This window comes from Thiothrix lacustris DSM 21227 (assembly GCF_000621325.1).
Taxonomy (GTDB): Bacteria; Pseudomonadota; Gammaproteobacteria; order Thiotrichales; family Thiotrichaceae; genus Thiothrix; species Thiothrix lacustris.
On the sequence record NZ_JHYQ01000040.1, the window covers coordinates 1 to 25,193 of the forward strand.

Genomic DNA, 25,193 nt, shown 5'->3' on the forward strand with positions numbered 1-25,193 from the left:
TCAATGGACTTGCCCTGTTTGCGGTGCAGTCCATGACCGTGACGTAAACGCCGCCAAGAATTTGCAAGAATACGCCGTGAGTTACACGGTGTCTGCCTGTGGAGGGGAAGGCGCTGGCTCTCGGTGTAAGCCGAAAGCGAAACCAGCCCCCGTGAAGCAGGAATTCAACACCATGACTACTTTTAGCTAGCTATAGGTATATTTGGGTAGGTTTGAAATAACGGGTCGTCGAAGCTTTCACGCAGCAGTTCACCTTTGGGGGTATAACCTTGCCCCTGCAACATCATACCGCCACGCGCCGTCAGTACTTTATTCACGGTCGGTTCGTGCCGAGTCAAGGTATTACTCTTGTCGGTGAATAGGGTAGTGATCGACCCCAGAGTTTCCACTGCCGCCAGTTTGCGCACCATGACGTGCCGTTTTGCCAGCCGGTGCATACTGATGCCGAGGATAAGCGCAAACAGGGCAGGCAAGCCTTCGGGAACAGCGGCAACAGCGAGGCTAGCGATGGATTGCAACAAGCCACCAAGCGTATGCCCCTCCATGCCCGGTGTCAGCAGGCCAAAACCAAACACCAGTGCCGCCGCTGATAACAGTACGATGGCCACGCCATTGATCAACCATTTCAACTCTTTGCTGAGCGGGGTAATGTATGAATCGTTGTCTTCCAGAAAAGTATTGATGCTGCCTAATTCAGTATAAGCACCGGTCGCGACCACCAAGGCGCGTGCCTGACCATCAAGTACCACTGTACCGGCATAGGCCATGTTGCTGCGATCCACCAGTGGCATGTCTGCATCCAGTGATGCGGAGTTTTTCAGTATTGGAGACGAATAGCCAAGCAATACCGCTTCATCCACTTGCAAGCCAGCGGTTGATAACAAGCGGAGATCTGCCGGAACCTGATCGCCTGCCTGTAACAACACCACATCACCGGGCGTTAGTTGTTCAGCGGAAATCGTCTCGGTTTTGCCGTCACGTACCACCTGTGCCGTCGGCGACAGCAACCCGTGCATGGCTTCCAGTGCTTTTCGTGCACGCCCTTCCTGCGCCAAGCCAGATAACGCGCTGATCAGGATGACCGCCAGAATAAGTACGGTATCCAGCCAAAGCTGCATGACGCCTGTCAGCATGGCTGCAACTAACAGAATGTAGATAAAGCGGTCATTGAATTGGCGCAAAAAGCGGGCGACCAGATTATTCTTGTTGGCGAAGTCCAAACGATTATAGCCATGGGTTTTTAGCCGTTTGGCGGCTTCTTCATGACTTAGGCCGTGAGGTTGGCTCTCGGATAATCTGAGCGCCTCCTCTGTATCCACGCCATGCCAGTTAATGGTTCTGCCGTGTTCTTCTTCATGGGGCATGACTACACTCCTAATTAACAGTGACTTCATGAAACAGTTTTCTTATTTCCTACTAAAAAACTAGGAATTACCTGAAATAGTAGAAGTAGCCTTGTCTGCTTTCAATAAACCCTGCTGTTTTGGGGTAGGCTTAGCCTGAGGGCTGACAACCCAATTGCGCTGAAATCGCCTGCCCCGCCGCTTTCACCGCATCCACCCATGCCAGTTGCCGCCGTTCCATCGGCGCGGATACTGACAAACCTGCCACTGCCCGCCCGGTGCTGTCGTGAATCAGCACGCCGATACAACCCACGCCGATTTCGGCTTCCTCATTATCCAGCGCGTAACCTTGTTGTGAGGCTTCGCGGCATTCATGCAGCAATTGCGGCAAGGTCGACAGCGTATTGCGGGTGTACGCGGGCAAATTGGTGCGTTGCGCATAACTGCGGATGTCGTCTTCGCTGCCCGTCCCCAGCATCAGTTTTCCGACGGCGGTGACGTGTAAGGGCGCACGACTGCCCACCACTTGTTGCACATGCATCATGCGATTAGGAGTAGCTTTTTCGAGGTAAATCACCACATCGCCCTCGCGCAAGGTCAGATTGACCGATTCGTTGAGTTGGTCGCGCAAGGCTTCCATGTAAGGCAAAGCCACCGAGCGCAAGTCAATCTTGTTGTGCAAACGTACCCCGAGTTGCAGCAAGTGAATTCCCAGCCAGTAACGGCCTGAAGAGTCACGTTCCACAAAGCGATTGTCGATCAGCGAACTAAGAATGCGGTGCGCCGTGGAGGTGTGCAACCCCGTTTCAGCACTGAGGATTTTCAAGTTGACGGGTTCCGGGTAACGGGCGATAGCATCGAGCAACGCAGCGGCGCGGTCGATGACTTGAATACGATTGGTGTCGGTTTCTGATTTCATGGCTGAAGTATAGCGCCATTTCTCACAATGTGGAAATCAATAAGAACAAATACCATATTGTGAATTTACCAATATGAAAACAATCACTTAACGTAAACGACATAGCATATTCTCACATTGTGGGATTCATCCTGTATTGCGGTAAAAAAGCATATCCCCTACTGTTGAGGCATACCAATATTTCAGGAGACACGGACATGACAGCACCCAGCACCAACACTAGCAATAACACCCCGGCGTTCTGCGAAGGCATCCTGCATTTCGGGGCAGAAGCGCCCGATTTCGCGACCTTAGCCAGCAGCCCGGCGATTGCAGAAGGCCAGTCAGCCATTGCCAGCATCGACGACAAGGCCGTTTTCCAGTGCCGCATGATCGTTGATGCGCTGCGTTATGCGACCTTGCAGCTTTGTGCTTCCAAGGAATCCGGGCATCCGGGCGGTTTCGCCAGTTCTGCCGATGCTTACGCGGCGCTGGTCATGTTGGGGCACACCAATATCGTCACGGAAGTGGGGCATCATGCGCCGGGTTTCTACAGCGCGATGTTCCTCGATGGCTCGCTGGAAGACATGGGCATCAGCACCATGACGGATTTGCAGGCGCGTTTCCGTGAGCGTGATGGTTTGCTGGGGCATTTGTCTGGCGCGATTCCGGGCTTGCTCGCACCAGCGGGTCCTTTGGGTCAGGGGCAACATTTTGCGATGGCGGGCGCTTACCTCAACCGTGACAAGCTGTTCCCTTGCACTATTGGTGATGGCGGTTTGGGCGAACCGTATATCTTGTCGGCGTTCAAGCATTTCCACACCAGCTACCCGGATGTCACCAACTTCCTGCCGGTGCTGGTTTGGAACGGTTTCAGTCAGGAACACCATTCGATGGTGTCGCTGATGGATAACCAGCAAATGACCAACTACTGGACAGCACATGATTTCGGCAATGTTGTGCTGATCGACGCGAAAGAGTTCGACGACGCCGGGCAGAGTGGCGCGTATGTTGACAGCACCCTATTCAGCGATGCAGCACGTACTGCCTTCACCCGTGCGATTATGGAAGGTGCGAAAACGGCCGCCGATTCCGCCATGAATGGCACGATGTCCGTGCTCATCATCAAGCAGCTCAAAGGCGCTGGCGTGCATGTTCACGGGGCGAAATCGCATAACCTGTACCCCGGCGACAATCCGCAAAAAGACACTATCGCGGCTGCCTTGCAACGTGGCGCACTCGCCCCGCAAGCGTGGGAACTGGTTCGTACCAATATGCAACGCGCCGGGGGTGGCTCCGCCAGCCGCACGGTTGTCACCGAGTTTGAACGCCAAGGCGCTGACATCGGCAAGCTGCCCATGCAGGATTTCGCCGTCGGTGAAAAAGCCGTTCCCGCTACCGCGATGGGGAAAATGGTGGCCGAACTCGGCAAGCGTGACCCGTATTTCGTCGTCACCAATGCGGATGGCAACGAAGCTTCCAACATGAAAGTCATCAATGATGTGCTGAAAATCCGTCACCCGACCGAAGACGCGCTTTATAACCAAAGCCCCACCGGGCAAGTTTACGAGCCGCTCAACGAAGACGCTTGCGCTGGGTTCGCCGCAGGTCTGGCGTTGTTCGGCGGGCGTTCGCTGTGGTTATCGTATGAAAGTTTCGCCATTAACGGCTGGCCGATCATCCAGACCGTCGGGCAGGCAATGGCAGAATTACGTCGCAAAACCCCGGCGGTTGTCACCATGTTCACCGCAGGCGCGTTGGAGCAAGGCCGTAACGGCTGGACGCACCAGCGCCCCGAAATCGAAAACTACATCGGCGGGCAAGTACGCAATGGCAACGTTTACCTGCTGTACCCGGCGGATGCCAATATGATTCAGGCGGCCTACGGTTGGGCAGTTGATCAGGTAAACAAAAACATCAGCATCATTGCCTCCAAGTCGCCACTGACGGTTTACACCACGCCCGCGCAGGCAAAATCAGCGATCGAGCAAGGCGCTGTGACCCTGTATGAATCGCGGGACAGCAGTTGGGAAACCATTGTATTTGCCGTCACTGGCGACATGATTTACCAGCCAGTCTTTGAAGCAAAAGACAAGCTGGAAGCCTCAGGCTACCGGGTACGCATTGTTTGCGTTGCCAACCCGCGCCGCTTGTATCGCCCGTCCGACGTAGCCTGGCAACATGCCTCAGAAGCCGATGGCAAGTTCATGAGTGATGCCGACTTCCAGCGCCTGTTTGACGGTGATGCACTGATCTGCGTCAGCGGTGGCGGCACGATTGCGCTGGAGCCGGTCATGTTGCGCAGCCGTGCGCCGAGCCGTGACCTGTTCGGCTGGCAACGTGGCGAAACCACCGCCAGCGCCAACGAACTCATGGCCTACAACGGCATTACCGCTGACAAATTGGCAGCGTGTGCGCTGGGCATGGTTGACAGCAACACAGCGGCAACAAGCGAGGCGGCATGAATACCCAAACCAAAATCATTGCCATCGACGATGACCCAACCGGCTCGCAGACCGTGCATTCGTGCCTGCTGCTGACCCGCTGGGATGTGGCAACACTGCTGGAAGCCTTGCAGGACGCTTCCCCGCTGTTCTTCGTGCTCAGCAATACGCGCGGCATGGATGCGAGTAGCGCCGCAGCGGTTACGCGGGAAATTTGCGTGAATTTGCGCGAAGCACTGGTGCAGGCGGCGCAACAGGGTATGCACATCCAGCCAGTGGTGGTCAGCCGTTCCGATTCCACCTTGCGCGGGCATTACCCGGTGGAAACTGATGTGATCGCCGAGGAGCTGGGGCCGTTTGATGCGCATTTTCTGGTGCCAGCATTCTTTGAGGGTGGGCGCATTACCCGCGACGCTACGCATTACCTGTTAGTGGATGGCGAAGCTGTGCCCGTGCATGAAACCGAGTTTGCCAACGATTCGGTATTCGGTTTCAGCACGGCGTTTTTGCCGGATTACGTGGCGGAAAAGACTGGCGGAAATATTCCGGCAAGCGCAGTCGAACGCTTCAGTCTGGCGGATGTGCGCGGTGACATTGGCGGACGTTTGCAGGCATTGCACGGCAATGCTTGCGGGGTGGTGGATGCGGAACAGCAAGCCGATCTCGACAGTTTTGCCCGGCAGGTGTTAGCGGCGGCGCAGACCGGCAAGCGTTTCCTGTTCCGTAGTGCTGCCAGTTTATTGACTGCGTTTGCAGGGTTGCCGCCACAACCCGTTGCAGCGGCGGATATGGCGCAGTTTGTGCGTAATGGCAAAGCGGGCGTGGTGTTGATGGGTTCGCACGTCGGCAAGTCAACCTTGCAGTTGCAGTATTTGCTGGAACATTCCGACGTATTGCCGATTCATATCGACCTTGATCGGCTAGTGGCGGATGAAGAAGAGTTGTTTAGCGCGATTCAAGGGCAGTTGCAGGCAGCCAGCCGCAAGAATCGTGGGGTGGTGCTGTATACCAGCCGGGGCGAAAAGCAGTTTGCAACCAAGGCGGAACGGCTGGCATTTGGTGATCGGGTAGCGGCGTTTTTGGTGCGGTTGACGCAGAACTTGCCGGAGGACATTGGCTTTTTGATCAGCAAAGGTGGGATTACTTCCAACGATACCTTGAGCAAGGGGCTAGCATTGCGTACTGCACGGGTGTTGGGGCAGATTCGTGCCGGGTGTTCGGTGGTGCGTTGCCCGGCGGATCATGCACGTTTTCCCAATCTGCCGGTGGTGATTTTCCCCGGCAATGTGGGGGGCGACGAGGCGTTGGCGGAAGCTTATTCGATACTGACTAAGGGATAAACCGATTCAAACCAATTACCCTATACTTGCCCTGTTATTATTCCATAGTATGATTCCGGTTTTACCCCATTCAGTAGAGAACTTTGACGCATGACAGTGAAATCCTTCCACCCGCCCGTCCGTACCCTTATGGGGCCTGGCCCTTCCGATGTCAGCCCACGTGTATTGGGCGCGATGGCTCGCCCAACCGTGGGGCATCTTGACCCGGCATTCGTCAATATGATGGATGAAGTGAAGGCGATGCTGCAATACGCTTTCCAGACCAAAAACGAGCTGACGATGGCGGTGTCTGCCCCCGGTTCGGCGGGGATGGAGACTTGTTTCGTCAATCTGGTCGAGCCGGGTGACAAGGTAATCGTTTGCCAAAACGGTGTATTCGGCGGGCGTATGAAGGAAAACGTTGAGCGTTGCGGCGCAACCCCGATCATGGTGATGGATGACTGGGGCAAGCCGGTTGACCCTAACAAGGTTGAAGCGGCGCTGAAGGCCAATCCTGATGCCAAAGTGGTAGCGTTCGTCCACGCGGAAACCTCCACGGGTGCACAATCCGACGCGCAAACGTTGGTCAAGCTGGCGCACGATCACGACTGCCTGACCATTGTGGATGCGGTGACGTCTTTAGCCGGTACGCCACTGAAAATGGATGAGTGGGGAATCGACGCGATCTATTCCGGCACGCAAAAATGCTTGTCGTGCGTCCCCGGCATTTCCCCGGTGAGCTTCGGCGACCGTGCGATTGAACGCATCAAAAACCGCAAAACCACCGTGCAAAGCTGGTTCATGGACATGAATCTGGTCATGGCTTACTGGGGTGGCACGGGTAAACGCGCTTACCACCACACCGCAGCGGTCAACACGCTGTACGCCCTACACGAATCGTTGGTGATGTTGCAGGAAGAAGGCTTGGAAAATTCCTGGGCGCGTCATGCGCGTAACCATCAAGCCCTGAAAGCGGGTATCGAAGCAATGGGCTTGCGTTTCGTGGTGGATGAGCCTTACCGCTTGCCACAACTGAACTCCGTCACCCTGCCAGAAGGCGTGGATGAAGCGGCGGTACGCACTGCCCTGTTGAACGATTACAGTCTGGAAATCGGCGCAGGCTTGGGTGCATTGGCAGGCAAAATCTGGCGTATCGGCCTGATGGGCTTTGCTAGCAATGAAAAGAACGTACTGAATTGTTTGGGTGCACTGGATGCGGTGCTGTCCGGGATGAATGCGCAGATTAATAGTGGAGTCGCAGTTCGGGCGGCGAAACAACACTTCGCGAAATAACATCATGAAAAGGGCGACCTGAGGTCGCCCTTCTGGGGAAAGGCTATTTATAGTGCTTTCCCTATAAACAACTACACTTAAGCTCTAAATGCCTCATCAATAGCCTCGTCCAATGCTCCCCTCTTTACCCAAGGCAAGACGCACATCATGTTTCAGGGTTGCCCGCCCCTGTTCAATGGGGTTGTAGTCTTTTCATTGAAGCGCATTATGGTGAACCCATTTCCTATCGTGACCTGCATCAATGGCTACAACCCCATTGAACAATGTTGGGTATTACCAATCAAATGTTCATTATTCAATCAACAGACTAATCAAGACGCAGTGAAATTTTGTCTAAAAAGCATCGTATTAATCAGCAACCAAAGTACTGAACGTCTACGGTGTTTACGTTATGATAAGTAGCTTCTGCCACTCTTTCCGGCATGATTAAAGGAGGATAACACTATGTTACTTACATCCGACCACGACATTATTCAGAGGAGAGAATGGTGTTGCTATGTGATGCGGTGAAAGGTGAATTGCTGCTCGGTGCTTATATTACATACAGCACTGATGAATTCAAGCGTGTACCCGATTTGCGACTGGAAGATTGGGAACCGTAGTACTACAAAGGAAGCCTCATATGCTACTAACATTTTCCCGCGCCGTTGACACCGTCAACCGCTGGTTTGGGCAACTTGCCAATGTACTGATATTGCTAGCCTGTGTGGTCAGTGCTGGCAATGCCCTACTCCGCTACGGCCTTGACCTCAGCAATAACTGGCCACTGGAATTGCAGTGGTATCTGTTTGGTGCAGCCGTGATGCTAGGCACGTCTTACACGCTTCAGCAAAATGGGCATGTGCGCGTCGACATCATTTACGGCAATGTCTCCGATCGCGCCCGCTTGTGGATCGACATTTTCGGGCTGGTGGTTTTCCTGCTACCTGCCTGCGCCTTATTCGCATGGCTGTCATGGAGCACGCTATTTTTACCCTCGTGGGACATTCTGGAACACTCCAGCAATTCCGGTGGCTTACCCCGTTACCCGATCAAATTCATCCTGCCGCTGGGCTTTTTCATGCTGGTATTGCAAGGCTTGTCGGAACTGGTGAAACGCTTCGCCGCACTCAAAGGCGATATTCAGCTTGATACCCATTACGAGAGGCCAGAGCAATGATTACACTGGAAATGATGCCGCTGCTAATGTTCGGCGGGCTGGTTTTATTCATGCTGGTCGGTTTCCCCGTCGCGTTTTCACTGATGGCGGTCGGGCTATTTTTTGGCTTCATTTCGATTGAAATGGGCTTTTTCACGCTGTCGTTTTTGCAAGCGATTCCGCAGCGGATTTTTGGTAGCGTCATCGCAAATGAATTGCTATTGGCGATACCGTTTTTCACCTTTATGGGTGCGGTGCTGGAACGCAGCCGTCTCGCCGAAGACATGCTCGATTCGATGGGGCAATTGTTCGGGCGCGTGCGCGGCGGCTTAGGCTATTCGGTGATACTGGTGAGCTTCGTACTGGGTGCGATTACTGGCACGGTGGCGGCGCAGGTGATTGCTATGGCGATGATTTCACTGCCGGTGATGATGCGTTACGGTTACAACATGCGTTACACCACCGGGGTGCTGGCAGCGTCGGGGACGATTGCGCAGATTGTGCCGCCATCCTTGGTGCTGATTATCCTTGCCGACCAGTTGAAAACACCGACGGCGAGTGCGGATGTGGGCAGCATGTATCTGGGCGCGTGGATTCCAGCGCTCATGCAAATCAGCCTGTTCATGCTCTACACGTTTTTCCTTACCCGCATTAAACCGGCTTGGTTGCCGGGGATTCCTGAAAGCGAGATTACCCTGAAGGGTTCTGCACTGTGGAAAAAAGCCTTGCACGGCATTATCCCCACCGCCGTACTGATTTTTCTGGTGTTGGGGACAATCATGCTGGGCATTGCCACCCCGACGGAATCGGGCGCGATGGGTGCAATGGGTGCGGTATTTTTGGCCTTCATGCGTCGCCAACAACTCGGTGGCACCACAGAATGGTGGAGCCTGATGAAACAGGCTTACAAAAATACTGCACGTATTACCTCGATGGTGGTGTTCATCCTGATTGGCGCAACCACGTTTTCGGTAGTGTTTCAGGGCGTGGATGGTGGTCACTGGGTCGAAAGTCTGTTCTCGGATTTACCCGGTGGCTGGATGAGTTTCATGCTGATCGTCAACCTGTTCATATTCTTCCTCGCGTTCTTCCTCGACTTTTTTGAGATTGTGTTCATCCTCGTGCCTTTGCTTGCACCTGTCGCGCAGAAGATTCTCACGCCCGTATTGCTGGCGAGTTTCGGCGGCAATGAACAGGCCGCTGCGACTGGGGCATTAATCTGGTTCGGGATTACTTTGAGTGTGAATATCCAGACCTCGTTCATGCATCCACCGTTCGGGTTTGCACTGTTCTATTTGCGTGGGGTTGCACCGAAAGAGGTGAAAAGCAGCGACATTTACTGGGGTGCGTTGCCGTGGGTAGGTTTGCAAATGCTCATGACGCTGATCGTGATGTTCTCGCCGGGTTTGGTGACTGCGTTGATGGATAAGAGTCATGCGGCTATTCCACAAGGGCAAGAAATCAATTTCCAGATGGAAAGCAATAAACCAGCGGCAAGTTCAGGGTCGGGCAGTAATGAATTGCAGTTCAGTCTAGATGGCCAAGCTCCGGCAAAAACGCCAGAGCCTGTAAAGAAGGACAGTAACGAGCTGAATTTCCAGTTAGATAAATAACTTACTCACCAAGCAACGGGACGGGGGACACGATCATCCCGTCCTCATCCGAGTACAGGTATTGACCGGGTGTGAAAGTCACATCGTGGAAACGCACTACTTCATTACGCAACCCTACGCCACGTTTGACGCTTTTCAGTGGCAGTGTACCGAGGGCTTTGACACCAATATCCATCTGCCCAATATCCACGGAATCGCGGATCAGACCGAAAACGACGATGCCGTTCCAGCCGTTTTTCACCGCTTTTTCAGCCAGCATGTCGCCCAATAGTGCGCAACGGGTAGAACCGCCGCCATCCACCACCAGCACTTTGCCTTTGCCGTCTTCGGCAACCAGCTCACGTACCAATGAGTTGTCTTCGTAAATCTTGATCGTAACGATTTCACCAGAGAATTTGCTGCGACCACCGTAGTTGTTGAAACCCGGTTGTACCACTTGTACTGGCTTGTCTTCGTTGTCGTCGAGCAGGTCGGCTGTTTTGAATGTCATCATGAATCTCCTTGCAATGGCTGAAATTAAAAAGCCCGACGTGTTAGCGCCGGGCTTTTCCAGATTACTTATTCAAACCGTAAAGTCCGAATAGCAAATCTTAGTGGAATTGCTCTTCTTCAGTAGAGCCAGTCAACGCTGTTACGGATGAAGAACCACCCTGGATAACAGTGGTAACGTCATCGAAGTAACCAACGCCAACTTCTTGCTGGTGAGAAACGAAGGTGTAGCCTTCTTCACGCGCCGCAAACTCAGGTTCTTGAACCATGTTGACGTAGTGCTTCATGCCTTCGCCGCGTGCGTAAGCGTGTGCGAACTTGAAGGTGTTGTACCAGTTGACGTGGATACCCGCCAAGGTGATGAACTGGTATTTGTAACCCAGCGCAGACAAATCTTCTTGGAAAGAAGCGATTTGTGAGTCAGTCAGGTTTTTCTTCCAGTTGAAAGAAGGTGAGCAGTTGTAAGACAACAGTTGGCCTGGGCAAGCAGCTTGAACTGCTTGAGCGAATTCACGCGCAAAGCCAAGGTCAGGCTTGCCGGTTTCACACCACACCATGTCAGCGTAAGGTGCGTAAGCAACGCCACGGCTGATGGACTGTTCCAGACCGTTCTTAACGCGGTAGAAACCTTCAGCAGTACGCTCGCCAGTCAGGAACGGCTGGTCGTTTGCATCGTGGTTAGAAGTGATCAGGTTAGCCGCTTCTGCGTCAGTACGTGCCAAGATAACGGTAGGAACGCCCATAACGTCAGCCGCGAAACGTGCAGAAATCAGCTTTTCAACTGCTTCAGAAGTTGGAACCAATACTTTGCCGCCCATGTGGCCGCATTTTTTCACTGCTGCCAATTGGTCTTCAAAGTGAACACCAGCCGCGCCTGCGGTGATCATGTTCTTCATCAGTTCGAAAGCGTTCAGCACGCCGCCGAAACCTGCTTCTGCGTCAGCAACGATAGGCAGGAAGTAGTCCAGACCGCCTTCGTCAGTTGGGCTGATGCCACGACCCCATTGGATCTCGTCAGCACGCTTGAAGGTGTTGTTGATACGACGAACCATGGTGGGTACGGAATCGTATGCATACAAAGATTGGTCAGGGTACATGGTTTCTGAGGTATTGCCGTCAGCAGCAACCTGCCAGCCGGACAGGTAAACAGCTTCCAAACCCGCTTTGGCTTGTTGCATCGCTTGACCTGCGCTGATTGCGCCGAAAGCGTTTACATAGCCTTTTTTCGCGCCGCCGTTAACCAGATCCCACAGCTTGCCTGCACCACGTTTTGCCAGTGTATGGTCAACTTGCAGGGAACCGCGCAGGCGTACTACGTCAGCCGCACTGTAAGTACGCTTAACGTTTGCCCAACGTGGGTTTTCTGCCCAGTCTTTTTCCAGTGCTGCAATTTGCGCTTCACGAGTTGTCATGTAGTGTTCCTCAGAGTCAATAAAAGTGAACGAAACCGGTAAAATGTCGGCAATTTGCCGATGATTGCCATTAAGGCAATCTTTTTATTCCTCTCTCTGCTCGCTGCCGCGAATCTTGCTGTTTTATGAAATGCAGGACAATCATTAAAAATTGTCAGGGGCTCGATAGTAATAAACCCACATTCTGTCGACAATAAAATTAATTCAATCCTTAGCATTGCCTGAAGCAATAATTGACTGATGCGTTAGCCAATGTTGAGTGTTGACAACGTATCGCGGCGAATATGCTGGAGTAAAGCCGTATCGTTCAATAGTGACTTCCCATATGATGGAATCATCTCTTTCAATTTATCTTTCCAAGCATCTGAAGCCATTTCCTTGGCAAAACACTTTTCCAACACTTGTAACATCGCAGTAACCGTAACAGACGCGCCCGGTGATGCACCTAATAATCCTGCCAACGTACCATCCGCCGCCGTGATGACTTCTGTACCAAATTCCAGCTTACCGCCTTTCACCGGGTCTTTTTTGATGATTTGTACACGTTGCCCAGCACTGGCGAGTGTCCAATCGTCATTACGGGCGGCAGGGAAATATTCGCGCAGAGCCTCCATCCGTGAATCGTGATTTTGCATCACTTCAGAGACTAAATAACGGATTAGGTCTGCGCTACTCAAACCAACTTTGACCATCGGCAGCAGATTGTTAGGCTTAACCGAGGTGAACAGGTCTGTCACCGAACCTTCTTTGAGGAATTTGGTGGTGAAACCCGCAAAAGGCCCGAACAACAGGGCTTTCTCACCATCAATAATCCGAGTATCCAGATGCGGAACCGACATAGGTGGTGCACCGATAGAGGCTTTGCCGTACACCTTGGCGAAATGCTGGTTCACGATTTCAGGCTTTTTGCATACCAACCATTGACCGCTGACCGGGAAACCGCCGTAACCTTTACCTTCTGCAATACCGGACATTTGTAACAATGGCAGAGCACCACCACCGGCACCAAGGAATACAAAATCAGCCGTTAACGTCAGTGTATCGAGGATACTCTCTGTTTCCTGTGTAACGATCTGCCATTTGCCATCTGCTTGCTTGCGTAGGTTTCTGACTTCATGACTGAGCAGAAGCTCAACATCGTTAAACGCTTGCAGGTAAGCAATCATGCTACGGGTCAAGGAACCAAAGTTTACATCCGTGCCGTGCTTGATGCGCGTCCCTGCGACTGGTTGAGTAGTGTCACGCCCATTCATCACCAGCGGCATCCACTCCCGCAGGACAGCGGGGTCTTCGCTGTATTCCATGCCAGCAAACATCGGGTGCTGGCCAATGGCCGCAAAACGGTTGCGCAAGAAGTTAACGTTCTTGTCACCCCAGACAAAGCTCATGTGTGGTGTGGGATTAATGAAAGTGGAAGGCTCAGGCAAAGCTTGTTGCCGCACCAAATAAGACCAAAGCTGTAACGTTCGCTCGAAGGATTCATTGATACCGAAAGCTTTACTAGCGTCGATGCTGCCATCTGGATTTTCAGGCGTGTAGTTCAATTCGCAGTAGGCTGCATGGCCTGTCCCTGCATTATTCCAACCGCTGGTGCTCTCCATGGCAACATCGCTCAGCTTCTCGACAATCGTGATTGTCAACAATGGGTTCAATTGCTTCAGTAACACACCCAGAGTAGCACTCATGATGCCAGCCCCAACCAGTACGACGTTTACATTCTTCGTTGCCATATTCACCTTCAACTATCAGCGACATGAAAAGCAGGATAATAGACCGGGAAGGATGATCATTTCTACACATAGATAGAGGATTTTTCACAAAATTGTCGACAATATGCCTTCAAGCCTTTGTAAAACCACGCAGAATGTGGCATTGCAGCATTTTAATGCAGATAAAATATTTTTACATTAAGAACAATCATCCCAATAAAATATAATTATGAATCATAATAAATAACGAGCAAATAAGATAAAAAAATAACCAATAAAAAACTTTTCAGTAAAAAAACAAAAAGTGTGTTTGCTATCACATTCTGAAACGCGTTTTTTAAATATTCTGCACTCACAGGAAACAAACACAACGGGAGCTAACAACATGTTCAAGGTTTATCTTAATGGCGTATACCATTCCTCACATGAGACATTCACTGGAGCTTGCCGCTATGCAAGGACGCAAGCCAATATTAATAAATATGCTTACTTCACTGTATTTGAAGCAGGTGATAAAAGCTCAAAAGAAATAATGATGGATGCAGAGCAAGAAGTTATGAAGGGCGTTCCTGCTTATATTATTACGCCAAATGCAGTTATGCCGAAAGTTCAAGAAAAACGGAGAGCTGGCATTGCAAATCTTGCAGCTGCTGCCTCGCGTTATACAACCAATATGTCTAGAGGCATTTAAACATACAACTCTATAAAATAAAGGGCTAAACGAATAATACTTATTCGTTGAACAGTCTTTTTATATTCAATAGATGGGGCTATCTATTTAGTATATAAAGCATATTCAAAGCGGGGCTAGCCCCGCTTTTTCTTTGTCCAAATTTTGAAAATTGTTAATCAATCCAATCGATAAATAAAATAGCAAAATAACAAAAAAAATTGATTACTCTTTTTTTCATTGTGTGTTTGCTATCACATATCCTATCGCTTAATTGCCCTATTATTTACCCATAACGACATGAGCGATACATAGGAGTTCTCAACATGTTTAAAGTTTTTCTTGATGGAACATATCACTCAACACATAAGACTTTTGCGGAAGCTTGTAGTAATGCACGCATACAGTCAGCACGTTACCAGCACTCATACTTCACTGTATTTGAAGCAGGCGAAGAAATTGATCTGGCTTATCATGCTAACAGTGATACTTTATGTGGCGTGCCGGATTACATCATCACACCTAACGACAGCGTAGCACACGGGGCCATTTCATTGGGGAGCTCTACGTCAGCGCTATTACGAGTACGCTTGCCATCACATACCTTTGGAATGCATGAGCACCCATTGATTTAATTGGCATTAAATGGTTAAAAAAACCCCTTGGAATGATAGCCCACCTATTTTAGGGCTGGTAGGTAGGTTATCAAAAACAGTATTGTTCGGGCTTGAATCACTGTTTTATCCGAGGCATAAAAGAAAAGCGGGGCTAGCCCCGCTTTTCTACTTTTACGACCAATAACTTTGAATTAAAAATCAACGCTATAACTAATGCCAACCGCATCTTGTTCCATCGTCAGGTCATATGCACTCAATGGTGGTGCTGTAAGTGTAGGTGGCAATGCTCCATCACCGGTCACGGTATTTTCAAAAGCATGAATATAAGAACCTACCACTTTAGACTGTGGTGTCAGCTTTTTTTCGAAGCCCAACGAAATATGTTTCTCGACCACTGCTGGCGCTAACACGTTCACGGTTGTCTCTGAACTTTTAACAGGATTCTTACCGTAGTTATAACCAGCCATAACAGCAAGACCATCATTCACCTGATGCTTGACGCCAACTTTATAGACTGTCTGGTCATTCCAACCAAAACCAGGCCCATTATCACTACCCATTAAAGAACCAGCATAAAGTTTTGATGAAGAATTACCGATGGCATCAACACCACTGTATTCAATGTTTGCAATATCCGCAGCAATTAATGTTTGTGGTGCTACTTGATAAGCGATACCAGCCGTCGTGGCAGCAGGTACGTCAAACTCACCACCATTAGGGAATAATCCTTGATATTTTTCGAGTTTCCCCATACCAACTTTAGAACGGTAAGCCAAACCTGCTGACAATTTGTCAGAAATTTTCCCTTGAACCCCTACCGTTGCACCAATACCCGTTGAGGTATCACCACCGTTATCAGTCAAATTGGTATTACTGGCGCTAGCACCGGTGAATGCTCCTAAGCCCTCCGCCTCAAAACGCTGTGCAACAAGGTTAACGGATGCACCAACGGCTACCCTATCATTGACTTTGTAACTGGCAGTAGGAGAAACAAACACCTGTTTAAGATCGATACTTGTAGAGCTAGCACCCGGTGCCGTTGCAGTACTGGAAAAAAAACCACGACCAAAAGGCACGCCACTATCATAAGCAGTATTCATGCCACCATTACCATAGGCCACGACGCCTACGGATAACCCACCTTTCATATCACGTTTATAACCCGCCTCAGGGATTAAAAACATTTCATCACCGTTACCATCAGCCTCTTGCGCTACTCCAGTACCCGAAAAAGGCGCTTGCAACGTAGCAGTACGGTTAGGAACAAATACTTCCGCGCCGACTTCGTAACCATCAGGTGAAAATGAAGCGGATGCTGGGTTAGTTGCCATACTCATCGGGCTTGCAGCAAAACCAGCGGCAGCACCGCCCATCGCTTTGTGCGTTTGCCCTAAACCTGTTGGGGCTAGGCCGTTAGTAGCGAATGCTGATTGAGCCCCCAAGGCCAATAGAATGGACACTGCCAGGGTAGTTTTTCTGAACATAAATAATCACTCCTCCAAGTTATATTTTTGCGAACTCTCACGTTTTGTTGCGAAATAGTGACAGAGGAGTATTAAGCTGTCAAATGCTTATTATTAAACAAAACAAATACTTATTAGAATATTCAAATATACTTCTTTAATCTGGATATTATCCCACAGCACTCAATATAGCTGAAATTTTATGCATATCCTCTTCTGTATCCACCCCACCTCCCGGAATTTCAACTGCAATATCAACATGGATACGATAACCGTGCGAAAGCGCCCGCAACTGCTCCAGTTTTTCCAGTTGCTCCGGTAACGAAGGCTGCATACCCGCAAATGCCTTGAGGAAGCCAGCACGGTAGGCGTACATACCGATGTGTCGCAGCGCATATTTTTCAAGAGCAACGCCAGCATCACGCTGAAACGGGATCGGCGCACGACTGAAATACAAGGCCAGCCCTTGTTCATCACGCACCACCTTGACGATATTCGGGTTGCTGAAATCGTCTACGTGGGTAATTGGTGTCGCCAAGGTCGCTATACTGGCTTGCGGGTAGTCAGCCAGATTTTTTGCCAATTGATGTAAATTTACCACAGGCGTGAGCGGTTCATCGCCTTGCAGATTGACCACGATGGTGTCGTCACTCCAGCCTTGTTGTTGCACCACTTCTGCCAAGCGGTCACTGCCGGTTTCATGGGTGCTCGCCGTCATCGCGACTTTCGCCCCAAAACCTTCGCACACACGGCGGATACGTTCATCATCCGTTGCCACCAGCACCGTCGCAAAACCGGCGGCCAAAGCACGTTCATGCACATGCTGAATCAGCGGTTTACCCGCCAATTCACGCAAAGGCTTGCCCGGCAAACGCGATGACGCATAGCGTGCCGGAATCACCAGAACCGTGTTCATGCGTGCAATGCCTCGACTTCTTCTTGTGTCAGGGTACGGGCTTCCTCTTCCAGCATGACGGGGATGCCGTCGCGGATCGGATAAGCCAAACGCGCTGATTTCGAGACCAGTTCCTGCTTATCCTTATCATAAATCAGTGAGCCTTTGGTGACGGGGCAAGCGAGAATTTCCAGTAATTTCTTATCCATGATTGAATCCTTGTAAACGTTTAAGCAGGGCTTCGGCAAGACGTTCATCCAGCACCGCCTCAATCGGCAGATACCAAACGTTTTGCACAGCATACTGGCGGCATTTTACCGCATCTTTCTCGGTCATGAGGATGGGAAGTGCATCATCAAAACGTATTTCTGCACCCGTGAAGGCGTGATGATCGGGGTAAAGGTGCGCCAACACCTGTAAACCAGCCTGTTCCAGCGTGTTGATAAAGCGTTGTGGATTGCCGATGCCGGTCACGACATGCACCGTTTGCCCACTCAATGCCTGTAACGGTTGACGCGAATCAGTCGCCAGATTCACCAGCGTATCGCCGTGCATCGTCATGTTTTCACCATTGGTCACGACAAAATCACAGCTTGCCAGGCGGGAAACAGGCTCGCGTAATGGGCCAGATGGCAGGCAAAAACCATTCCCAAAACGGCGCTGTCCATCCACCACGCAGATTTCCACATCGCGTCCCATACGGTAATGTTGCAAACCGTCGTCGGCGATAATGATGTCGCAGGCGTGTTCGTGTAACAGCGTCGCGATAGCCTGATTACGGTCTTTGCCGATGGCGAGGGGAACGTTGGTGCGCTGAATGATCAATAGCGGCTCATCACCCAGGCTATCCGCATCTTTCTTATAGCCCCGACTCACTACTCCCGGTTTGAACCCTGCCTCGCGCAGCCGTTCCACCAGCCAAATCACCAGCGGCGTTTTGCCCGTACCACCCACCGAAATATTACCCACTACCACCACAGGAACCGGATGTTTAACTTGCTGACGCTTGTGCCGCCAGCGATTCAAGGCCGCCAGTACGCAGAAAACTCCGGTCAGCGGCAATAACAGGTATTTACCGAACCGATCATTCCCGTACCAGACATTCAGCACCCAACGTTCAAGTTTCATCGTGGAATTGCATGGCGTGCAAGCGTGCGTATTGCCCCTTCAAGGCCAGCAATTCGTGGTGCTTGCCGGATTCGATGATCACACCATCCTGCATGACCAGAATCCGATCGGCATTCTCGATGGTGGAAAGACGGTGGGCAATCATGAAAGTGGTACGGTTTGCCAGCAGATTATCCAGCGCGGACTGGATGTGGCGTTCGGATTCAGTATCCAGCGCGGAGGTGGCTTCATCCAAAATCAGGATGGGCGCACTCGACAAAATCGCCCGTGCAATCGATAAGCGCTGACGTTGCCCGCCGGAGAGCATCACGCCATTATCACCAATCAGCGTATCGAAGCCTTGCGGCAGTTTTTCGATAAATTCCAACGCATAAGCGGCCTCGGCAGCAGCGCGGATTTGCGCATCTGGCACATGACGCATATCACCGTAGGCAATATTATTGCGCACGGTATCGTTGAACAGCACGATGTCCTGCCCCACGTAGGCAATCTGGCTACGCAAATTATGCAAACGCAGGTTTTGCAAAGGCACATCATCCAACAAAACAGTGCCCATCTGCACATCATGAAAACGCGGCAACAGGTTCACCAGCGTGGTTTTACCACTACCAGATTTACCCACCAAGGCAATCTTTTCACCGGGTTGCACCGTCAGGTTGATGTTACGCAAGACTGCTTTGTCGGTTTCAGGATAAGTAAAGGATACGTCGCGGAAGGTCACTGCACCCCGGCAGTGCTCCAACGTTTGTGTACCGTGATCATTTTCGGCCGGAGTATCGAGCAGCTCAAAAATGCCCTCGCCCGCTGCAATCGCAGTTTGCAATTGCGCGTTCAATTGGGTGAGGTTGCGGATCGGCGTTAACATTAAAATCATCGCCATGACGAAGGACATGAAAACACCGGGAGTCAACGCATCCAGCATCGCATCACGGGTTGCCACATAGACAATCGCCGCCAGTGCTACCGCCACCATGAATTGCACCAGCGGCGTGCTCAACAACTCCAGCACCATACGCTTCATTTGCAGGTCAATATTCTGCTCATTGGCGGCACTGAAACGTTTGGCTTCATACTGTTCGCCGTTGAAAATCCGCACCACCTTGTAACCCCGGATCAGCTCATTAGCAATCTGGGTCACATCACCGACGGAATCCTGCACTTCATGACTCAAGCGACGCAAGCGGCGTGTCACCCACGCCACCACGCCAGCAATCAGCGGCACAATCACCAACACCCCCAAGGTCAATTGCCAGCTATGCCAGAACATCAACCCCAGCAAACCGATGATGGTGGCAGAATCCTGCACCAGCGACGTTACGCCTCGGATACTGGAATTCGCCACTTGTTCAATATGGTAACTGACATAAGACAGCAGCTTGCCAGAGGAGGAATTCTCAAAAAACCGCACCGGCATCCGCAACAGATGGGAAAACACCTCATCCCGCAAGGTTTTGACGACAATACGCCCCACTAACCCCACGTAGTAACCAGACAGGAACATCGACCCGCCCCGCAACAAAAAAATGCCCAGAATCCCCAACGGCAACCACATAATGGTTTCCGGGTCACGCTGGTTGATCGCCTTGTCCAGCAAGGGTTGCAGACTCCAAGCAAACAAAGGTTGCGTCGCTGCACTGACGAGTAGTCCAATCATTGCCAACAACAGGTAATGCCGCTGTCTCAGTGAATAAGCAATTAAACGTCGATAAACATGCCAGCCAGTCGTGCGGGGTGTGGTCATCCTATTCCTGTGGTTTGCGTTCTGATTGCGAAGTCGCCATCGAGAAGTTGGTCAGACCAAGACGCCCAGCGATATCCATTGCTGTGACGACTGCCTGATAATTCACTGCTGCATCCGCCGAAATCACCAGTGGCGGGGTATTATTCCCCATCTCCTCCAGCGTCATACTCATGGCTTGAAACAGCGTTTCTGGCTGACTATTCAGCACTTCACGTCCATTAACATAATAACGCCCTTGCCCGTCAATCAGCAATTCCAGCTTGTCACCCGCAACGGTGGCAGCGGTATTGCTCGCGGTGGGCAGCTCAATTTTAAGCTCGGCATTCTTGTCAAACGTGGTCGTAACCATGAAGAAAATCAACAGCATGAATACCACGTCAATCAAGGAGGTCAAATCAACCTTACTCTCCTGACGCTCACGGGTACGAAATTTCATGCTGGCTTACCCCCGCGCCCTGGCGTAGCAGCCGCAACCGCCGCAGCAGCCCGTTGTTGCGCGGCAGCGGCAACAGCAGCGGCACTCGGCTGAGCCGGACGAGCAGCACCAGCAGGCATAGCGGCGGGAACCGTCTTACGGCTGGAATTAGCGATTTCAATCAAACGTAAGGCTTCACGCTCCATAACCGCGACAAACCCATCCACTTTAGCCTTGAAGTAACGCTCAAACACCAAAGTGGTAATGGCAATCAGCAAACCTACTACCGTCGTAACCAATGCTTCAGAAATACCACCCGCCATTTGCTGCGGATTACCAACACCGGCTGTATTGATGGCGCTGAATACCCCAATCATCCCCAACACTGTACCCAACAACCCCATCATCGGCGCAATGGTAATGATCGTACCCAGCGCTGGCAGGTAACGTTCCAGTTCTTGCACCACGTGCCGCCCGGCCTCTTCAACGTTTTCTTTCATGATATGGCGTGGCAGCTCGCGGCTTTCCAGCCCGGTAGCTAATACCCGCCCCAGCAAAGAGCCGTTACGCAATTCATCGAGCTGTACATCAGACAGCTTACTAATACCCGCCAGTTTCCGCGCCCGCTCAATATCGCTGGCAGGGACAACCTTATTGACCCGCAATGACAGAAAACGCTCAATGATAATCGCCAGTGCAATCACGGAACTCAAAATCAGGGGGAACATCATGACCCCACCAGACGTGATTAATTCAAACATATCTATTCATGCCTCATTTTTATATGATTTAGCCCACATGGTGTATAGTAAGTTATTTCCGTACACGAATAAATCCAGAAAACAACAACAAAGTATCCTATTGACCATGAGAATAATAACAAGTGCCCCGTCTACTCCGCATTCCATGCGCCCCCGTTACCTGTGGTTATTGGGCGAAGATGACCAGATCTATACAGGATGTAATCAAACTGTCACGAGATGCCGTTATGTTTGCCCCCAATCAACCACAATACCAGAACCGGAACAGGATGTTATCATGCAGGAAAATGCTGCACCCGACCTGAATAACCCCGACTATTACCTTAATCGTGAACTCAGCCTGTTGGCTTTCAACCGCAGGGTTCTGGAGCTGGCACAAGATCCACGTGTACCGCTGCTGGAACGCCTACGCTTCCTCTGCATTTCCAGCGCAAACATGGATGAATTCTTTGAAGTCCGTGTTGCCAGCCTAAAACAGCAACTGCAACTGGATGTGGCCTCGATTGGTGCGGATGGCCTGACGCCAACCGCAGCCCTGAAGCAAGTCACCAGCACAGCTCACGCCCTGGTCGACTGCCAATACAAATTACTCAATGAAGAACTGATCCCCGCCCTGCGCAAAGAACAGATTTACTTCGTGCGGCGTACTCATTGGAATGAAGAACAACTCACTTGGCTTTCCGATTACTTTGACCGCGAACTAATGCCACTACTCAGCCCGCTAGGGCTTGACCCTGCGCACCCCTTCCCCAACGTCATTAACAAAAGCCTGAATTTCATCATCAGCTTGCAAGGGACTGACGCTTTTGGGCGTGAAATCGACACAGCTATTGTGCAAGCACCGCGTACCCTGCCACGCATTATCCGCTTGCCAGAAGGCATGGGAACTAGCAACGACAGCTTCGTATTTCTATCTTCCATCCTGCACGCCTTCATTGATCGGCTATTCCCCGGCATGGAAGTATCGGGTTGCTACCAATTCCGCCTAACCCGCAACAGTAACATGTACGTCGACGAAGAAGAAATCGACGACCTGTTACAAGCCATGCAAGGCGAATTGCCACACCGCAATTACGGCGCAGTGGTACGACTAGAAGTTGCCGACCAGTGTCCACAGGACAATATCAATTACCTGATGGAACAATTTCACCTGAGCGAACAAGATGTTTACAACGTCACCGGTCCCGTCAACCTCAACCGCCTGATGGCGATTGCTGATTTGGTTGACCGACCTAACCTGCGTTTCACACCGTTTCGCCCAGCACCGTCACTCGCAGAACGTCACACTAACCTGTTTGACCTCATTCAGCAGCGTGATGTACTGGTTCACCACCCTTACCAAAGTTTCCAGACCGTGCTGGACTTCATTGCACAAGCAGCCAGCGACCCCGCAGTATTAGCAATGAAGATGACGCTATACCGTACCGGCAAACAGTCTGAACTGGTTAAACACCTGCTACGCGCAGCACGGGCAGGCAAGGAAGTGACTGTCGTGGTTGAACTCCGCGCCCGCTTCGATGAAGAAGCCAATATCGGCCTCGCCAACCAATTACAAAACGCCGGAGCGCACGTAGTATACGGCGTGGTGGGTTACAAGACCCACGCAAAACTCTGCTTGGTGGTACGCCGCGAAGGTGAGCAATTACGCCGTTACGTCCATCTCGGCACGGGCAATTACCACCCCGGCACGGCCAAGATTTACACCGACTTCGGCCTGCTAACCTGCCACCCGGACATTACCGAAGACGTACACAAAGTCTTTCACATGCTCACTGGCCTTGGGCGAATGCGTGACCTGAAGCACCTGCTGGAATCACCCTTCAACCTTCATCAAACGGTGATGGACAAAATCCAGCGTGAAACCGAACATGCCCTTTCAGGCAAGCCTGCGCTGATTCGCGCCCGCATGAACGCCCTGATCGAGCCGCAAGTCATTGCCGCTCTGTATCAGGCATCGCAAGCAGGTGTGCGAGTAGAAATGGTCGTGCGCGGTGTGTGTTGCTTACGCCCCGGCATTCCCGGTGTTTCGGACAATATTCAGGTACGCTCAGTCATGGGACGTTTTCTGGAACATCCCCGCGTGTTTTATTTCAGCAATGATGGGCAAGAAGAACTGTACTGCTCCAGCGCCGACTGGATGCCACGCAACTTCTTCCGCCGGGTGGAAGTCGCCTTCCCTATTCTCGACGCAAAGCTGCGTCAGCGCATTATCCACGAAGCCTTTGAACTGCACCTGCAAGACAATACCCAGGCGTGGGAATTACAGGCCGATGGCCTGTACTTGCGCCAACAACCTGAAGATGAGCAGGAAACACCCATTAGTGCCCAAAGCAGTTTATTGAAACTACTCGGGAATAACTAACTCAGTGTTTGAACAGTTGGGGAGCCATTGCCTTAGTGGCTGCCCAACCTGAGCGCCCCGGCTTACCAACAGGATGTGTTTTTACTTTTACCTGTTGGCTCGCCTGCTTACCACTGACTTTACCTGATGTACTCACGACTGGAAGAGTAATGGCCTGACCGCTTAAACCATTGTACACAGCCAACACCTTACGCACATATTGCTGGGTTTCGTTGTAAGGCGGAATCCCCTGATACTTATCAACCGCACCCTCTCCAGCATTGTAAGCTGCAATCGACTTGTGCAGATCACCGTTATAGCGTTTCATCAACCAGCTTAGGTAGCGAGTTCCCCCGTGGATGTTTTGACTGGTATTGAAAGAATCTGCCACCCCAAACCGCGCGGCGGTCTCTGGGATCAACTGCATTAAACCTTGCGCCCCCATCGGTGACACAGCCTTCGAGTTGTAGCAGGATTCAATCGCAATCACTGCCTTCACAATATTCGCATCCACACCGTACTTCGTGGCATATTTTGTAATGGAATCCAGATGCTCACCTGCTTTACGTTGAATGCTACTGGCATCCACCGTACAGCCTCGTAGAGCAGTACCCACTTTTGCTTTAACAGCGTTATCTTTATTCTCTGTCTTATCAACAACCGAAACGGCCGGAATATCTTCCACATTACCGGTAGGTGACAGTATCGCCCACTCAACGGCTTGTGCAGATGGCATAGCGATAAAACTGAATGCAACGACAAAAATGGCACTGTTGAAACGTGTCATGTATTTTCCCCAAGTCAATTGAGCTCTCGATATATTAGCAGAAACTTATATTTAAAGTTATGCTTATTTGGACGCAAAAAATCATAAAAAAGTTTCACCATTAATCAGAAATCCATGAGTTCATCTTGCAAACAGGATGAGATTTTCACTATACGCAACGATTCAAATATGTGATGATAATGAAATTCAACTTATCTAAAAATCAGAGAATTTCATGAACAAGATTTTCTATAAATCATTAATTATATTAGCTATATTTTCACAGGCAGGTTGTGCAACACAGGCGCTGTATTCCGAGAAAAATGCCCCAAAAATCGCAAAAGTAACACCAGATGGCGTGTCAGAGACAACGGTTAAAGCCGCCCTAACACCCGTCACCTTAGCAGTTGAGGCTGTAGAAAAACCCTCCGAACCGCCATTTTGTGGGATAATCAGGCATCGCAAGCACCCGAACGAGTAGGCAGGCATGGCACGCTACAAACCGATTCATCAAGGCGTAAAACTGTTGGCTGTGGACTTTGACCGGCAAATCCTGCCCGGTACATTTGAATACGCGCTACGTCATTTGGTGGATAAGGAACTCGACCTTGAAGACTTCCACCAACGTTATAAGAATGATGTGCAAGGTGCAGCCGCTTTTGACCCAGCGGTGTTACTCAAAATCATCCTGTTAGCTTACAGCCGTGGCATTATCAGTAGCCGCAAAATCGAATCAGC

General features: G+C 51.0%; 24 protein-coding genes. 11 read left to right on the forward strand and 13 right to left on the reverse strand.

Annotated elements, in window-relative coordinates:
- On the forward strand, window positions 1-190 hold a 190-nt coding region (locus Q394_RS20760), incomplete at its 5' end, for a zinc ribbon domain-containing protein (protein WP_038141799.1).
- Here Q394_RS20760 and Q394_RS20765 read toward each other — a convergent pair.
- Window positions 183-1,364 (reverse strand): HAD-IC family P-type ATPase, encoded by a 1,182-nt coding sequence (locus tag Q394_RS20765; RefSeq protein ID WP_051543503.1) that lies wholly within the window; start codon window positions 1,362-1,364, stop codon window positions 183-185. The two genes, Q394_RS20760 and Q394_RS20765, sit on opposite strands and share 8 nt — an antisense overlap.
- A gap of 130 nt (window positions 1,365-1,494) precedes the next feature.
- Window positions 1,495-2,262, reverse strand: a complete 768-nt coding sequence (locus Q394_RS0115605; RefSeq protein WP_028490075.1) for an IclR family transcriptional regulator — start codon at window positions 2,260-2,262, stop codon at window positions 1,495-1,497.
- A 197-nt stretch (window positions 2,263-2,459) separates the two neighbouring features.
- Here Q394_RS0115605 and Q394_RS0115610 point away from each other — a divergent pair, with 197 nt between their 5' ends.
- The 5 genes from Q394_RS0115610 (at window position 2,460) to Q394_RS0115640 (ending at window position 10,048) form a co-directional block, all read left to right on the forward strand.
- Window positions 2,460-4,706: a phosphoketolase family protein gene (locus Q394_RS0115610; RefSeq protein WP_028490076.1), complete on the forward strand. Its 2,247-nt coding sequence runs from the start codon at window positions 2,460-2,462 to the stop codon at window positions 4,704-4,706.
- The gene (locus tag Q394_RS0115615; protein WP_028490077.1) at window positions 4,703-6,025 is read left to right on the forward strand and encodes a four-carbon acid sugar kinase family protein; all 1,323 of its coding nucleotides are present in this window, start codon (window positions 4,703-4,705) and stop codon (window positions 6,023-6,025) included. The genes Q394_RS0115610 and Q394_RS0115615 overlap by 4 nt, the downstream gene beginning before the upstream one ends.
- 90 nt (window positions 6,026-6,115) lie before the next feature.
- Complete coding sequence (locus Q394_RS0115620) at window positions 6,116-7,297, forward strand: pyridoxal-phosphate-dependent aminotransferase family protein (protein WP_028490078.1); 1,182 nt, start codon at window positions 6,116-6,118, stop codon at window positions 7,295-7,297.
- A gap of 622 nt (window positions 7,298-7,919) precedes the next feature.
- Window positions 7,920-8,456, forward strand: coding sequence for a TRAP transporter small permease subunit (locus Q394_RS0115635; protein ID WP_028490080.1), 537 nt, complete (start codon window positions 7,920-7,922; stop codon window positions 8,454-8,456).
- A complete protein-coding gene (locus tag Q394_RS0115640; RefSeq protein WP_028490081.1) occupies window positions 8,453-10,048 on the forward strand; it encodes a TRAP transporter large permease in 1,596 nt (531 codons plus the stop codon). Before Q394_RS0115635 ends, Q394_RS0115640 begins: the two co-directional genes overlap by 4 nt.
- 1 nt (window position 10,049) lies before the next feature.
- On the opposite strand, the gene rraA is transcribed toward Q394_RS0115640, so the two are convergent.
- The 3 genes from rraA to mqo all read right to left on the reverse strand — a co-directional run bounded on the left by rraA (window position 10,050) and on the right by mqo (window position 13,679).
- The gene (rraA, locus tag Q394_RS0115645) at window positions 10,050-10,541 is read right to left on the reverse strand and encodes a ribonuclease E activity regulator RraA (RefSeq protein WP_084260507.1); all 492 of its coding nucleotides are present in this window, start codon (window positions 10,539-10,541) and stop codon (window positions 10,050-10,052) included.
- A gap of 97 nt (window positions 10,542-10,638) precedes the next feature.
- Window positions 10,639-11,949 (reverse strand): isocitrate lyase, encoded by a 1,311-nt coding sequence (gene aceA, locus Q394_RS0115650; protein WP_028490083.1) that lies wholly within the window; start codon window positions 11,947-11,949, stop codon window positions 10,639-10,641.
- A 245-nt stretch (window positions 11,950-12,194) separates the two neighbouring features.
- Window positions 12,195-13,679: a malate dehydrogenase (quinone) gene (gene mqo, locus Q394_RS0115655; protein WP_028490084.1), complete on the reverse strand. Its 1,485-nt coding sequence runs from the start codon at window positions 13,677-13,679 to the stop codon at window positions 12,195-12,197.
- Window positions 13,680-14,043: 364 nt separating this feature from the next.
- Between mqo and Q394_RS0115660 the strand changes: the two genes are divergently transcribed.
- Window positions 14,044-14,349: a hypothetical protein gene (locus Q394_RS0115660; RefSeq protein WP_028490085.1), complete on the forward strand. Its 306-nt coding sequence runs from the start codon at window positions 14,044-14,046 to the stop codon at window positions 14,347-14,349.
- A 305-nt stretch (window positions 14,350-14,654) separates the two neighbouring features.
- Window positions 14,655-14,963 carry a hypothetical protein gene (locus Q394_RS0115665; RefSeq protein ID WP_028490086.1) on the forward strand — a complete coding sequence of 103 codons (309 nt, stop codon included), beginning with the start codon at window positions 14,655-14,657 and terminating at the stop codon, window positions 14,961-14,963.
- A gap of 173 nt (window positions 14,964-15,136) precedes the next feature.
- Here Q394_RS0115665 and Q394_RS0115670 read toward each other — a convergent pair whose 3' ends face one another.
- From Q394_RS0115670 to Q394_RS0115700, 7 genes are all read right to left on the reverse strand, one after another.
- Window positions 15,137-16,429 (reverse strand): OmpP1/FadL family transporter, encoded by a 1,293-nt coding sequence (locus Q394_RS0115670; RefSeq protein ID WP_028490087.1) that lies wholly within the window; start codon window positions 16,427-16,429, stop codon window positions 15,137-15,139.
- A gap of 148 nt (window positions 16,430-16,577) precedes the next feature.
- The gene (gene kdsB / locus Q394_RS0115675) at window positions 16,578-17,324 is read right to left on the reverse strand and encodes a 3-deoxy-manno-octulosonate cytidylyltransferase (RefSeq protein WP_028490088.1); all 747 of its coding nucleotides are present in this window, start codon (window positions 17,322-17,324) and stop codon (window positions 16,578-16,580) included.
- Complete coding sequence (locus tag Q394_RS0115680; protein ID WP_028490089.1) at window positions 17,321-17,512, reverse strand: Trm112 family protein; 192 nt, start codon at window positions 17,510-17,512, stop codon at window positions 17,321-17,323. Before Q394_RS0115680 ends, kdsB begins: the two co-directional genes overlap by 4 nt.
- Window positions 17,505-18,431 carry a tetraacyldisaccharide 4'-kinase gene (lpxK, locus tag Q394_RS0115685; protein ID WP_028490090.1) on the reverse strand — a complete coding sequence of 309 codons (927 nt, stop codon included), beginning with the start codon at window positions 18,429-18,431 and terminating at the stop codon, window positions 17,505-17,507. Before lpxK ends, Q394_RS0115680 begins: the two co-directional genes overlap by 8 nt.
- A complete protein-coding gene (msbA, locus tag Q394_RS0115690; RefSeq protein ID WP_028490091.1) occupies window positions 18,421-20,172 on the reverse strand; it encodes a lipid A export permease/ATP-binding protein MsbA in 1,752 nt (583 codons plus the stop codon). The genes lpxK and msbA overlap by 11 nt, the downstream gene beginning before the upstream one ends.
- Before the next feature lies 1 nt (window position 20,173).
- Window positions 20,174-20,608, reverse strand: coding sequence for an ExbD/TolR family protein (locus Q394_RS0115695; RefSeq protein ID WP_028490092.1), 435 nt, complete (start codon window positions 20,606-20,608; stop codon window positions 20,174-20,176).
- Window positions 20,605-21,348 (reverse strand): MotA/TolQ/ExbB proton channel family protein, encoded by a 744-nt coding sequence (locus tag Q394_RS0115700; RefSeq protein ID WP_028490093.1) that lies wholly within the window; start codon window positions 21,346-21,348, stop codon window positions 20,605-20,607. Before Q394_RS0115700 ends, Q394_RS0115695 begins: the two co-directional genes overlap by 4 nt.
- Window positions 21,349-21,625: 277 nt before the next feature.
- Between Q394_RS0115700 and ppk1 the strand changes: the two genes are divergently transcribed.
- Window positions 21,626-23,710: a polyphosphate kinase 1 gene (ppk1, locus tag Q394_RS0115705; RefSeq protein ID WP_028490094.1), complete on the forward strand. Its 2,085-nt coding sequence runs from the start codon at window positions 21,626-21,628 to the stop codon at window positions 23,708-23,710.
- Window position 23,711: 1 nt separating this feature from the next.
- On the opposite strand, the gene Q394_RS21690 is transcribed toward ppk1, so the two are convergent.
- A complete protein-coding gene (locus Q394_RS21690; RefSeq protein ID WP_051543504.1) occupies window positions 23,712-24,476 on the reverse strand; it encodes a lytic transglycosylase domain-containing protein in 765 nt (254 codons plus the stop codon).
- A gap of 214 nt (window positions 24,477-24,690) precedes the next feature.
- Here Q394_RS21690 and Q394_RS22515 point away from each other — a divergent pair, with 214 nt between their 5' ends.
- Both Q394_RS22515 and Q394_RS0115715 read left to right on the forward strand, forming a co-directional pair.
- The gene (locus tag Q394_RS22515) at window positions 24,691-24,936 is read left to right on the forward strand and encodes a hypothetical protein (RefSeq protein ID WP_156946906.1); all 246 of its coding nucleotides are present in this window, start codon (window positions 24,691-24,693) and stop codon (window positions 24,934-24,936) included.
- 6 nt (window positions 24,937-24,942) lie between these two features.
- On the forward strand, window positions 24,943-25,193 hold a 251-nt coding region (locus tag Q394_RS0115715; RefSeq protein ID WP_028490095.1), incomplete at its 3' end, for a transposase.

Bases quoted from the DNA above. Each gene is read 5' to 3' on its own strand.
- aceA (WP_028490083.1), bottom strand. From the start codon at position 11,949: ATGACAACTCGTGAAGCGCAAATTGCAGCACTGGAAAAAGACTGGGCA.
- Q394_RS22515 (WP_156946906.1), top strand. From the start codon at position 24,691: ATGAACAAGATTTTCTATAAATCATTAATTATATTAGCTATATTTTCA.
- Q394_RS0115615 (WP_028490077.1), top strand. From the start codon at position 4,703: ATGAATACCCAAACCAAAATCATTGCCATCGACGATGACCCAACCGGC.
- Q394_RS0115695 (WP_028490092.1), bottom strand. From the start codon at position 20,608: ATGAAATTTCGTACCCGTGAGCGTCAGGAGAGTAAGGTTGATTTGACC.
- mqo (WP_028490084.1), bottom strand. From the start codon at position 13,679: ATGGCAACGAAGAATGTAAACGTCGTACTGGTTGGGGCTGGCATCATG.
- lpxK (WP_028490090.1), bottom strand. From the start codon at position 18,431: ATGAAACTTGAACGTTGGGTGCTGAATGTCTGGTACGGGAATGATCGG.
- Q394_RS21690 (WP_051543504.1), bottom strand. From the start codon at position 24,476: ATGACACGTTTCAACAGTGCCATTTTTGTCGTTGCATTCAGTTTTATC.
- Q394_RS0115635 (WP_028490080.1), top strand. From the start codon at position 7,920: ATGCTACTAACATTTTCCCGCGCCGTTGACACCGTCAACCGCTGGTTT.
- Q394_RS0115640 (WP_028490081.1), top strand. From the start codon at position 8,453: ATGATTACACTGGAAATGATGCCGCTGCTAATGTTCGGCGGGCTGGTT.
- Q394_RS0115610 (WP_028490076.1), top strand. From the start codon at position 2,460: ATGACAGCACCCAGCACCAACACTAGCAATAACACCCCGGCGTTCTGC.
- Q394_RS0115605 (WP_028490075.1), bottom strand. From the start codon at position 2,262: ATGAAATCAGAAACCGACACCAATCGTATTCAAGTCATCGACCGCGCC.
- msbA (WP_028490091.1), bottom strand. From the start codon at position 20,172: ATGACCACACCCCGCACGACTGGCTGGCATGTTTATCGACGTTTAATT.
- kdsB (WP_028490088.1), bottom strand. From the start codon at position 17,324: ATGAACACGGTTCTGGTGATTCCGGCACGCTATGCGTCATCGCGTTTG.
- Q394_RS0115665 (WP_028490086.1), top strand. From the start codon at position 14,655: ATGTTTAAAGTTTTTCTTGATGGAACATATCACTCAACACATAAGACT.
- Q394_RS0115700 (WP_028490093.1), bottom strand. From the start codon at position 21,348: ATGTTTGAATTAATCACGTCTGGTGGGGTCATGATGTTCCCCCTGATT.
- Q394_RS0115620 (WP_028490078.1), top strand. From the start codon at position 6,116: ATGACAGTGAAATCCTTCCACCCGCCCGTCCGTACCCTTATGGGGCCT.
- Q394_RS0115670 (WP_028490087.1), bottom strand. From the start codon at position 16,429: ATGTTCAGAAAAACTACCCTGGCAGTGTCCATTCTATTGGCCTTGGGG.
- rraA (WP_084260507.1), bottom strand. From the start codon at position 10,541: ATGATGACATTCAAAACAGCCGACCTGCTCGACGACAACGAAGACAAG.
- Q394_RS20765 (WP_051543503.1), bottom strand. From the start codon at position 1,364: ATGCCCCATGAAGAAGAACACGGCAGAACCATTAACTGGCATGGCGTG.
- ppk1 (WP_028490094.1), top strand. From the start codon at position 21,626: ATGCAGGAAAATGCTGCACCCGACCTGAATAACCCCGACTATTACCTT.
- Q394_RS0115660 (WP_028490085.1), top strand. From the start codon at position 14,044: ATGTTCAAGGTTTATCTTAATGGCGTATACCATTCCTCACATGAGACA.
- Q394_RS0115680 (WP_028490089.1), bottom strand. From the start codon at position 17,512: ATGGATAAGAAATTACTGGAAATTCTCGCTTGCCCCGTCACCAAAGGC.